This is a genomic window from Streptomyces sp. SID14478 (genome assembly GCF_010548525.1).
Taxonomy (GTDB): Bacteria; Actinomycetota; Actinomycetes; order Streptomycetales; family Streptomycetaceae; genus Streptomyces.
Genome location: NZ_JAAGMG010000431.1, coordinates 1 through 10,343, shown reverse-complemented (window position 1 = coordinate 10,343; position 10,343 = coordinate 1). Strand labels below are relative to the sequence as shown.

9 protein-coding genes are annotated in these 10,343 nt (G+C 72.2%); 1 reads left to right on the top strand and 8 read right to left on the bottom strand.

The annotated features are described in order from the left end of the window. On the bottom strand, positions 1-479 hold a 479-nt coding region (locus G3I40_RS14390), incomplete at its 3' end, for an MFS transporter (protein WP_164302562.1). Positions 480-637: 158 nt separating this feature from the next. Here G3I40_RS14390 and G3I40_RS14385 point away from each other — a divergent pair. Next, complete coding sequence (locus tag G3I40_RS14385) at positions 638-1,243, top strand: GNAT family protein (RefSeq protein ID WP_164302561.1); 606 nt, start codon at positions 638-640, stop codon at positions 1,241-1,243. Here G3I40_RS14385 and G3I40_RS14380 read toward each other — a convergent pair. The 7 genes from G3I40_RS14380 to G3I40_RS14350 all read right to left on the bottom strand — a co-directional run. Further along, positions 1,221-2,411 (bottom strand): lipid-transfer protein, encoded by a 1,191-nt coding sequence (locus G3I40_RS14380; protein WP_164302560.1) that lies wholly within the window; start codon positions 2,409-2,411, stop codon positions 1,221-1,223. The two genes, G3I40_RS14385 and G3I40_RS14380, sit on opposite strands and share 23 nt — an antisense overlap. Positions 2,412-2,468: 57 nt before the next feature. After that, positions 2,469-3,650 carry an acyl-CoA dehydrogenase family protein gene (locus G3I40_RS14375; RefSeq protein ID WP_164302559.1) on the bottom strand — a complete coding sequence of 394 codons (1,182 nt, stop codon included), beginning with the start codon at positions 3,648-3,650 and terminating at the stop codon, positions 2,469-2,471. A 4-nt stretch (positions 3,651-3,654) separates the two neighbouring features. Beyond that, a complete protein-coding gene (locus tag G3I40_RS14370; protein ID WP_343244928.1) occupies positions 3,655-4,863 on the bottom strand; it encodes a CoA transferase in 1,209 nt (402 codons plus the stop codon). Continuing rightward, positions 4,856-6,508 carry an acyl-CoA dehydrogenase family protein gene (locus tag G3I40_RS14365; protein ID WP_164302557.1) on the bottom strand — a complete coding sequence of 551 codons (1,653 nt, stop codon included), beginning with the start codon at positions 6,506-6,508 and terminating at the stop codon, positions 4,856-4,858. Before G3I40_RS14365 ends, G3I40_RS14370 begins: the two co-directional genes overlap by 8 nt. Before the next feature lie 21 nt (positions 6,509-6,529). Beyond that, positions 6,530-7,855, bottom strand: coding sequence for an MFS transporter (locus tag G3I40_RS14360; RefSeq protein WP_164302556.1), 1,326 nt, complete (start codon positions 7,853-7,855; stop codon positions 6,530-6,532). A 105-nt stretch (positions 7,856-7,960) separates the two neighbouring features. Next, positions 7,961-8,875, bottom strand: a complete 915-nt coding sequence (locus G3I40_RS14355) for a LysR substrate-binding domain-containing protein (RefSeq protein WP_164302555.1) — start codon at positions 8,873-8,875, stop codon at positions 7,961-7,963. A 436-nt stretch (positions 8,876-9,311) separates the two neighbouring features. Continuing rightward, positions 9,312-10,343 (bottom strand): acyl-CoA dehydrogenase family protein (locus G3I40_RS14350; RefSeq protein ID WP_203644054.1); only part of this gene is annotated, 1,032 nt, incomplete at its 5' end.

Sequence of the window (10,343 nt, the reverse complement as noted above, 5' to 3'; positions counted from 1 at the left end):
CCCGCGCCCACGGCCGTCCAGGTCGCGATGGCCCGGGCCCGGGCCGCGCCCTCCGGCACGGCGGAGGTGAGGATCGTCAGGGTGGAGGGGGCGAGCACGGCGGCGCCGAGGCCCTGCACGGCCCGCGCCGCGAGGAGCTGCCAGTCGTCCTGTGCGAGCCCGCCCACCAGCGAGGCGAGGGTGAACAGGCCGAGGCCCACCAGGAACATCCGCTTGCGCCCGAAGAGGTCCCCCGCCCGGCCGCCGAGCAGCATGAAACCGGCGAACGCGATCGAGTAGGCGTTCACCACCCACTGCAGGCCCGTCGCGCTCAGTCCGAGGTCGGCGCGCATGGACGGCAGGGCGACGTTCACGACGGAGACGTCGAGGACGACGAGGAACTGCCCCGCGCAGGCCACGGCCACCACCAGCCAGGCGGGCGGGGCGGGCCTTCGGGAACGTATCGCGGCGTCGGGGTCGACGAGAGAGGTCTGCGGCATGGGTGTCATGGTCTCAGGTGGGGAGCACCCCATACATCAGGATTTCGGAGCACGGGCGATGGGCCGTAGGTCATACGTCCCGGGACCTAGGACCCGTCCCTTCGGGCAGCGTGGCAAAACCGCTTGTTCCGGGCGCCCGGGGAGCGGAGAATCCTACGATGATCACCAGTGCGCCGACCACCGTGTTCTCCGCGAAGCCCGTCCTGACCGGGGAGCGGGCCGTCCTGCGCCCCGTCGCCGAGGCCGACGCCGAGGTCATGGTGGAGATACTGCGGGACCCCGAGCTGGTGTACTTCACCGGCGGTGACCCGGAGCCGTTCGGCCTGGAGTACCTGCGTTCCTGGTACGGCTCGCGCGGCGCTCAGTCCGACCGCCTCGATCTGGCCATCACCGACCGCGCCACCGGCGAGCTGGTCGGCGAGGTCGTCCTGAACGACTGGGAGGCCGCGCACCAGTACTGCACCTTCCGCATCCTGATCGGCCCGGGCGGACGCGGGCGCGGTCTGGGCACGGACGCGCTGCGGCTCGTCGTCGACTACGGCTTCGGCACGCTCGGACTGCACCGCATCCAGCTGGAGGCGTTCACGGACAACGCCCGGGCCCTGCACCTGTACGAGAAGGCGGGTTTCGTCGTCGAGGGCGTGCGCCGCCACATCGAGCTGCGCGACGGGGTCTGGCGCGACGGTGTGCTGATGGCGATCCTCGCCGACGAGTGGCGGGCCCGGGGCGGGTCCGCGGACGTCAGGCGCGGCGCAGCATCGTGACGACCGCCGCCCCGCCGAGCCCGATGTTGTGCGCGAGAGCGACCCGGGCGCCCGGCACCTGACGCCGCTCCGCCTGACCCCTCAACTGCCAGGTGAGTTCGGCGGCTTGGGCGATCCCGGTGGCGCCGAGCGGGTGCCCCTTCGAGATGAGGCCGCCGGAGGGGTTCACGACCCAGCGGCCGCCGTACGTGGTCGCCCCGGACTCGACGAGTTTGCCGGACTCCCCGGCCGCGCACATGCCGAGCGCCTCGTACGTCAGCAGCTCGTTGATCGAGAAGCAGTCGTGGAGTTCGATGACGTCCACGTCGTCGATGCCGAGTCCGGAGCGTTCGTAGACCTGGCGCGCCGCCTCCCGTGACATCGGCTGGCCGACCACCTCGATGCACGAGCCCGACGCGAAGGACTCCTCGGTGTCGGTCGTCATCGCCTGGGCGACGATCTCCACTGCCGTCTCGCCCAGGCCCCGTTCGTCCACGAAGCGTTCGGAGACGACGACGGCCGCGGCCGCGCCGTCCGAGGTCGGCGAGCACTGGAGCTTGGTGAGCGGGGTGTGGATGGTCTTGGCCGCGAGGATCTCGTCGACCGTGTACGCGTCCTGGAACTGGGCGTAGGGGTTGTTGACGGAGTGGCGGTGGTTCTTCGCGCCGACCGCCGCCAACTGCGCTTCGGACGTGCCGTACTTCTCCATGTGCTCGCGCGCCGCGTCGCCGAAGATCTGGGCGGTGGGCGGGGACATCTCGAAGCCGTGGCGGGCGGCCATGACGCCGTAGTGGCGGGCGACGGGGGACGTCTTGAAGTCTCCGCCGTCGGCTCCGCCGCCCAGCGCGCCGCGCTGCATCTTCTCGAAGCCGACCGCGAGCACGCAGTCGCTGATGCCGCCCTCGACGAACTGGCGCGCCATCATCAGCGCGGTCGAGCCCGTCGCGCAGTTGTTGTTGACGTTGTAGACGGGGACGCCCGTCAATCCCATTTCGTAGACGGCCCGTTGGCCTGCGGTGGACGCCTGGAAGCAGTAGCCGACGGGGACCTGCTGTACGTCCTCGTACGGGACGCCGGCGTCCGTGAGCGCCGCGCTCCCCGCCTCCTTGACCATGTCCCAGTACTGCCAGTCGCGGCTCTCCGGCTTCTCGAACCTGGTCATGCCGACGCCGACTATGTAGGACTTCATGCCTCCGGCCTCCTGCCAGTATCTGATGACCCGTCAGATACTGGCAGGGCGCGCCGTCTAACGGAAGGCCGCGTGACCCGTCAGTGCCTGGCCGAGTGCCAGCGTGTGCATCTCGGTCGTGCCCTCGTACGTCAGCACGGACTCCAGGTTGTTGGCGTGGCGGATCACCGGGTACTCCAGGGAGATGCCGTTGGCGCCCAGGATCGTGCGGGCGGTGCGGCAGATCTCGATGGCCTCGCGGACGTTGTTCAGCTTGCCGAAGCTGATCTGGGCCGGGTGGACGCCGGCGTCCGAGTCCTTGAGCGCCGACAGGTGGAGCGCCGTGAGGGTCGCCTTGTGCAGTTCGAGTGCCATGTCGACGAGCTTTTGCTGCGTGAGCTGGAACGCGGCGATCGGCTTGCCGAACTGCTCGCGCTGCAGGGCGTAGTCGCGCGCGCACTGCCACGCCGAGCGGGCCGCTCCGGTGACGCCCCAGACGATGCCGTACCGCGCCTCGTTCAGGCAGGTCAGGGGCGCGCCCACGCCACGCGCCCCGGGCAGCTGCGCGGACGCCGGGAGCCGTACGCCGTCCAGCACCAGCTCGCTCGTGACCGACGCGCGCAGTGACATCTTGTGCTTGATGAGCGGCGCGGAGAAGCCGGGGGTGTCGGTGGGGACGACGAATCCGCGTACGCCGTCCTCGGTGCCCGCCCAGACCACCGCGACGGCCGCCACCGAACCGTTCGTGATCCACATCTTGCGGCCGTCGAGGATCCAGTCGTCACCGTCGCGGCGGGCCCGCGTCGCCATGGACGCCGGGTCGGAGCCGTGGTCGGGCTCGGTCAGGCCGAAGCAGCCGATGGCCTCGCCCGCGGCCATCTTCGGCAGCCACTCCTGCTTCTGCTCCTCGGAGCCGAAGCGGTGCAGGGCGAACATGGCCAAGGACCCCTGGACCGACACGAACGAGCGCAGACCCGAGTCGGTGGCCTCCAGCTCCCGGCAGGCGATGCCGTACGCGCGGGCCGACATGCCGGCGCAGCCGTAGCCCTCCAGGTGCATGCCGAGCAGGCCCATCTTGCCGAATTCGCGGGCGAGTCCGGGAAGGTCCGGCAGTTCGCCCGACTCGAACCAGTCGGCGATGTGCGGCTCCACCTTGTCGTCGAGGTACTGGCGCACCGTGTCGCGCACGGCCCGCTCCTCGTCGGTGAGGAGGGCTTCGAGGTTCAGCGGATCGCTGGGGTCGAGTGCGGGGAAGGGCATGCGGTCAGGCTCCTTGCGGGTGCGGTGCGGCGGTCGGGTTCAGCAGCCGGTCGATCTCAGTGTCCCCGTACCCCAGTTCGGCGAGGACGGCACGGCCGTGCTGGCCGAGCGTGGGCGGGGCGCTGCGCACGGGCGGGCGCGCGCCGCGGAACGTGACGGGGAACGCGACCTGCTGGAGCGGGCCCACGTCCGGGTGGTCGACCTTCTGCACCATGTCCAGGGCGGCGGTCTGCGGGCAGTCGTAGACCTCGTCGAGGGTGCGGATCGCGGCGACGGGCACGCCGAGCGGCTTCAGCAGGCCGATCCAGTGGGCGACCGGCTCGTCGACGAGGACCGATTCCAGCTTGGCGTTCAGGGCGGTGCGGTGGGCCACCCGGTCGCGGTTGGCCGCGAAGCGCGGGTCGTGCGCCCACTCCGGGTGGCCGAGGGCGTCGACGAGGCGGCGGAAGAGGCCGTCGCTGCCGACCGCGATCACGAAGTGGCCGTCGGCGGCCGGGTACGCCTGGTACGGGACGAGGCTGGGGTGGCCGGAGCCGAGGCGGGTCGGGCGCTGCCCCGTCGCGAAGTAGCCCGTCGCCCAGTTGATGTGCAGGGCGAGCTGGGACTCGTACAGGGACGTGGTCACGTACTGGCCGCGGCCGGTGCGCTCGCGCTCGACGAGTGCCGCGTTGACGCCGATCAGGCCGAAGAGGGCGGCGCCGAGGTCGCCCATGGCGTATCCGGCCTTGACCGGCGGGCCGTCGGGCTCGCCGGTGAGCGACATCAGACCGGCGCTCGCCTGCGCCACCATGTCGTAGCCGGGTTCGTCGCGCAGCGGCCCGGTGTCGCCGAACGCGGAGATGTGCAGGAGCACCAGGCGGGGGTAGCGCGCGCTCAGTTCCCGGTAGTCGAAGAGGCGGGCGAGGGAGGACCCCGGGCGGAAGTTCTCCACCATGACGTCCGCGTCGGCGAGCATCCGGTGCACGGCCTCCTGGCCCGCCGCCGACTTGAGGTCGAGGGCGACCGAGCGCTTGTTGCGGTTGGCCGCCAGGTAGTAGGTGGCGTCGGGGCCGTTGAAGGGCGGGCCCCAGGCGCGGGTCGGGTCGCCGCCGTCGGGGTGCTCGACCTTGACGACGTCCGCGCCCAGGTCGGCGAGTGACATCGTCACGTACGGGCCCGCGAGGATCTTGGAGAGGTCGACGACCTTCATACCGGTCAGGGGCAGGTCAGGCACGGTCGTTCTCCCGGAGGTCGGCGAGCGGGACCCGTCCACCATCCGCCAGTGCGGCGAAGTGGTCCAGGGCGGGGCGGGGCAGGGCGTCCGGATCGTCGAGGAGGGCCGTGTAGGTGCGGGCGACGAGGAGGGCGCGCCCGTCGCCGGTCGCGCCGGCCTCGTGGTCGGCCTGGTCGTGCAGCAGGGTGGCCATGACGGCGCGGGACAGCTCGTCGGCGTACCGGCCGATCCTCATCTGCTGTTCGTCGTCCGGGAGTTGCAGGAGAGCGTCGCCCTTCGTGCGCAGCCGCTCCCAGCGGTCGGCGGTGGCGGGGCGGTCGCCGTAGGTGTCCGCGAGCGTGGTGTGGGCGTCCTGGCGGCGCATGCAGCGCAGCACGTCGAGGGCGATGACGTTCGAGGAGCCCTCCCAGATGGAGCCGAGGTGGGCGTCGCGCACCAGGCGGGGGTTGACCCAGTCCTCGATGTATCCGTTGCCGCCGCGGATCTCCATGGCCTCGCCGGTGACGGAGCGGGCGCGTTTGCACAGGGTGTGCTTGGCGAGCGGGGTGAGGACGCGGACGAGCGCGCGGGCCTCCTGGTCGCCCGCGTCGGCGGCGGTGAGCCGGGCGGCGGCCTCGACGACGAGGTGCAGGGCGGCTTCGGTGTCGAGGACCATCGGCAGCAGCGTGGCCCGCATCAGCGGCTGGTCGAACAGGGGCGTGCCGAAGACGTGGCGGACGCGGGTGTGGTCGACGGACTCGCGCACGGCGCGGCGCATCAGGGCGGTGGCGCGCATGGCGTTGGACAGGCGGGAGACGTTGAGCATCTCGGCCATCTGCCGGAAGCCGTCCGTGAGCCTGCCGACGGGCGTCGCGTACGCCTCGTCGAGGGTGACCTCGCCGCTCGCGATGGAGCGCGAGCCGAGCTTGTCCTTGAGGCGGTCGATGCGGAGCGCGTTGCGGGTGCCGTCCGGGCGCAGCCGCGGGACGAGGAACATGCCGAGGCCGCGGGTGCCCTCGCCCTGGCCGGGGACACGGGCGAGGGTGAGGACCACGTCGGCGCCGGGATTGGAAGCGAACCACTTCTTGCCGGTGAGGGTCCAGTGCGTACCCCGGTCGGTGGCGACGGTCTGCGTCAGCCCCACGTCCGTGCCGCCCTGCTTCTCCGTCATGAACATCGCGCCCGTGGCCCGCAGTTCGGGGTCCGTGGCGGTCAGGGCGGCTATCTCCGCGGCGTACCGCTCGGGGTCGAAGAGCCGCAGGATGCGGGCGGCGGAGTCGGTCATGGACAGCGGGCACGCCATGCCGAACTCGGACTGTACGTAGAGGTAGGACAGGGCGTACTTGACGGTGTGCGGGACCTTGGTGGGCCAGCCGAGGACCCCGGTCCTGTGCGACATCGCGGCGAGGCCGAAGCGCTCGTAGGCGAGCGACGCGGCCCTGTCGTGCGCCGGGTGGTAGCGGATCTCGTCGGTGCGGGTGCCGTCGGGGGCGTACTGCACGAGCCGGGGCGGGTTGGCGTCGGCGAGGGCGGCCTGCCGGTCGAGTTCGCCCGCGGCCAGCTCGCCGAGCTCGGCGAGGAGGGGTTCGACGCGGGCGCGGTCGGCGGCGGACAGGACGCGGTCGAGCAGGGGGCGCAGGGCGGGGTCGCGGTCTGCGTAGTTCATGGCGTGCACGGTGACTCCGGGTCAGGCGGGTTGCGTGGTGCGGGCGGGGGCGGTCTCGTGTGCGTGCCCGCCGGTGCGGGCCAGCAGTGGCAGGACGCCCGCGAGGGTGAGGGCGGTGTAGCCGAGGCCGAGGGCGACGACGGGCCAGATCGAGCCGAAGGAGTTCAGCAGGTACTGGGAGACGATCGGCGCGGTCCCGGCGAACAGGGTCGTGCAGAGCTGGTACGAGAGGGACATGCCGGTGTAGCGGACCTCGACGGGGAAGACGCGGGCGAGGATCCCGGCGAGCGCGGCGTAGTACATGGCGTGCGGGAAGGTGGCGAGGCCCATGCCGAGGACGGCGAGCCAGAAGTTTCCCGTCCCGACCAGGACGAACATCAGCGGCAGCACGACGAATTCGGGGAGCAGCATCCACAACACGGCTTTGCGCACGGGCCACTTGCTCGCCAGGACGGCGCCGAAGGGCTGCACCATCACCTGCACCACGAGGGCGAGCGAGATGACGGTGAGGAAGGAGGTCCGGTCGAAGTCGAGGTCCGAGGTGGCCCAGGAGAGCGCGAACGTCGTCTTCACGTAGGTGAGGGCGACACCGGCCGTGCCCGCGACGACGCCGAGCAGGACCAGCAGCGGGTAGCGGGTGAGCACCGTCTTGATGGGCAGCTTGACCGGCTTGTCGCGGGCGAGGGCCGCCTGCATCTCGGGGGTCTCGGCGAGCTTCAGCCGGATGAAGAGCCCGACGGCGACGAGCACGGCGGAGAACAGGAACGGCACGCGCCAGCCCCACGACTCGAAGGCGGCGTCGGGGAGTTGGGCGATGCCGAGGAAGGCGAGCGTGGCGAGGAGGTTGCCGATCGGGGAGCCCTGCTGGGCGAAGGCGCCGTAGAGCAGCTTGCGCCGGGGCGGCGCGTACTCGGTGGCGATGAGCACGGCGCCGCCCCATTCGCCGCCCATCGCGACGCCCTGGATCATGCGCAGCACGACGAGCAGGACCGGGGCGGCGGCGCCTATCTGGTCGTGACCGGGCAGCAGGCCGACGCAGAAGGTGGCGCCGCCCATCATGGTGAGGGTGACGACGAGGGCCTTCTTGCGGCCGTACCTGTCGCCGAAGTGACCGAAGATCACGCCGCCGAGGGGGCGGGCGAGGAAGCCGACCCAGAAGGTGGCGAAGGCGGCCAGGGTGCCGACGGCCGGCGAGGCGCCGGTGAAGAAGATCTTGCCGAGGACCAGCGCGGAGGCCGAACCGTAGATGTAGAAGTCGAACCATTCGATGGTGGTGCCGACGAAGGCGGTGACGCCGGCGCGACGGGCGTCGCGGGCCCGCGCGTCGTGCCCCGGGTCGTGCTGCATGCGAGCGTCCTCTCGAATGCCTCCTCGCGCCATCGCGAGACCCGGATCACTCTGCACGGCCCCATTAGGTGGTGTCCAAGACCAATAACGCCCCGGATCCAGACGTCATCCGGCATAGTCCGGCGCGTCCGGCGGCGTCGGCAGCACTTCCTGCGCCACCCGCAGCACGGCGTCGAGGGCCGCCGACGGATTGCCGGTGCGCCAGCCGAGGGCGATCGGCAGCACCGGCACCTCCTCGCCCACGAGCGGCCGGAACACCACGTGCTCCAGGTGGATGCTGCGGGCCGAGTCGACCACGACCGCGACGCCGACCCCGGCCCCCACCAGGGCCAGCATGTTGTACGAGTCCGGAGCCTCCTGCGCGATCCGGGGCGCGAACCCGGCGTCGTGGCAGGCCTGCACCATCGCCTCGCGCACCGCCGACTCCCGAGACAGCGGGAACGTGACGATGGGTTCGCCCGCGAGTTCGCGCACCGGCACCTCGTCCCGTTCGGCGAGGGGATGGCTGTCCGGCAGCGCCAGCACGAGGCGCTCCATGCGCACGACCCGCGCGGTGACGCCACGGCGCACCGGGAGCGCCACGAAGCCGACGTCGAGGGTGCCGTCGGTGACCCGGCGCAGTGCCTCGCCGGTATAGGTCTGGCCCATCAACACCAGCTCGATTCCGGGGTGTTGGGAGGTGACCGCGCGGGTGAGCAGCGGCAGCGCCGAGTAGCTGCTGGCGCCCGCGAAGCCGACCGTGACCCGGCCGACCTCGCCGAGGTGCGCGGCACGCACGGTGCGGCGCACCGCGGAGGCGTCGGCGAGCAGGCGCCGCGCCGGCTCCACGAGCGACTGCCCGGCCGGGGTCAGCCGGACGGTGCGGGTGGTGCGGTCGAAGAGCTTGACCCCGAGGTCGCGTTCGAGGAGCTTGATCTGCTGGCTGAGCGGCGACTGGGCCATGTGCAGCCGCTCGGCGGCCCGGCCGAAGTGCAGCTCTTCGGCGACGGCGATGAATCCGGTGAGGTGTTTGAGCTCCACGGCGCCGACGATACGTCGCCCCGCGCGAGGCGCTCCGCGCACTGCCTCGACGGGGCCTGCGGGGCCTGCGGGGCCACGGTCACCCCGGGCCCGGTCAACCACCGCCCACGCCCGATCGGCCACCCATCAACCGCCGAGGAGCCCTGACCGACCCCCGGCCGCACCCGGTCCGTCCCGGGCGGCCCTCGACCGAGCGCTACCCGGTCAGTCCCCAGGCAGCCCTCGGTCAGCCCGCGACCAAACTCCAGGACCGGCCCCGGTCGCACCCGGTCCGTCCCGAGCCGGCCCTCGACCGAGCGGCCGGTCAGCCCCCAGACGGCTCCCGGTCAGTGCTCCGGACAGCCCGCGGCCAAACTCCAAGACCGGCCCCCGACCAGACCCGGTCCGCCCCGGGCCGGCCCTCGACCAGTCCCGGGCCGGCCCCGCCCCACCCCCGTCAGTCCCTGGGCAGCCCCAGGATCCGCTCCGCCACCACGTTCAACTGCACCTGCGTGGTGCCGCCCGCGATCGTCAGGCACCGGGACAGCAGGAATCCGTGCAGCGCCCGCTCCCCCGGCCCTTCCCGCAACGCGCCCGCGGGGCCGAGGAGTTCGAGGGCCAGTTCGGCGACCTTCTGCTGGTGCGGCGTCTGGACGAGCTTGCGGATCGAGGCGCCCGCCCCGGGGCCCTCCCCCGCGACCTGCTGCATCGTCGTGCGCAGTCCGATGCAGCCGAGCGCGTGGGCCTCCGCGGCGAGCGCCCCGATCCGCGCCCGGTACGCGCCGTCGAGGTCACCCGCGCGGGAGAGCAGTGCCTCCAGACCCGTGTCGAAGGTCAACTGGTCGGCCATGTGCACGCGTTCGTTGCCGAGCGTGTGCCGGGCCACCCGCCAGCCGTCGTCGACCTCGCCGACCACCGCGTCCGCGGGCAGCAGCACGTCGTCGAAGTAGACCTCGTTGAAGAGGGAGTCACCGGTGATCTCGCGCAGCGGGCGGATGTCGATGCCGGCAGCGTTCTCCGGGTTCTTCATGTCGACGACGAAGTAGGTCAGGCCCTTGTGCTTGGGGGCCTCGGGGTCCGTGCGGGCCAGCAGGATGCCGTGGTCGGCCCACTGCGCGGCGCTCGTCCACACCTTCTGTCCGTTGATCCGCCAGCGCCCGTCCTCGGTGCGCTCCGCGCGGGTGCGCAGCGACGCGAGGTCCGATCCCGCGCCCGGCTCGGAGAACAGCTGGCACCAGAGCAGGTCGCCGCGCAGGGTCGGCGGGAGGTAGCGCTCGCGCTGGGCGTCGGTGCCGTAGGTGAGGAGCGAGGGGACCACCCAGGTGGCGATGCCGAGATCGGCGACCTTGACCCCGGCGGCCTTCAACTCCTCCTGGACGACGAGCTGTTCGACCGGTCCGGCGCCGAGTCCGTGCGGCGGCGGCAGGTGCGGCGCCGCGTACCCGGTGGGGGCGAGGGCGCGGCGCGCGGCCGCCGGGTCGAGGCCGCG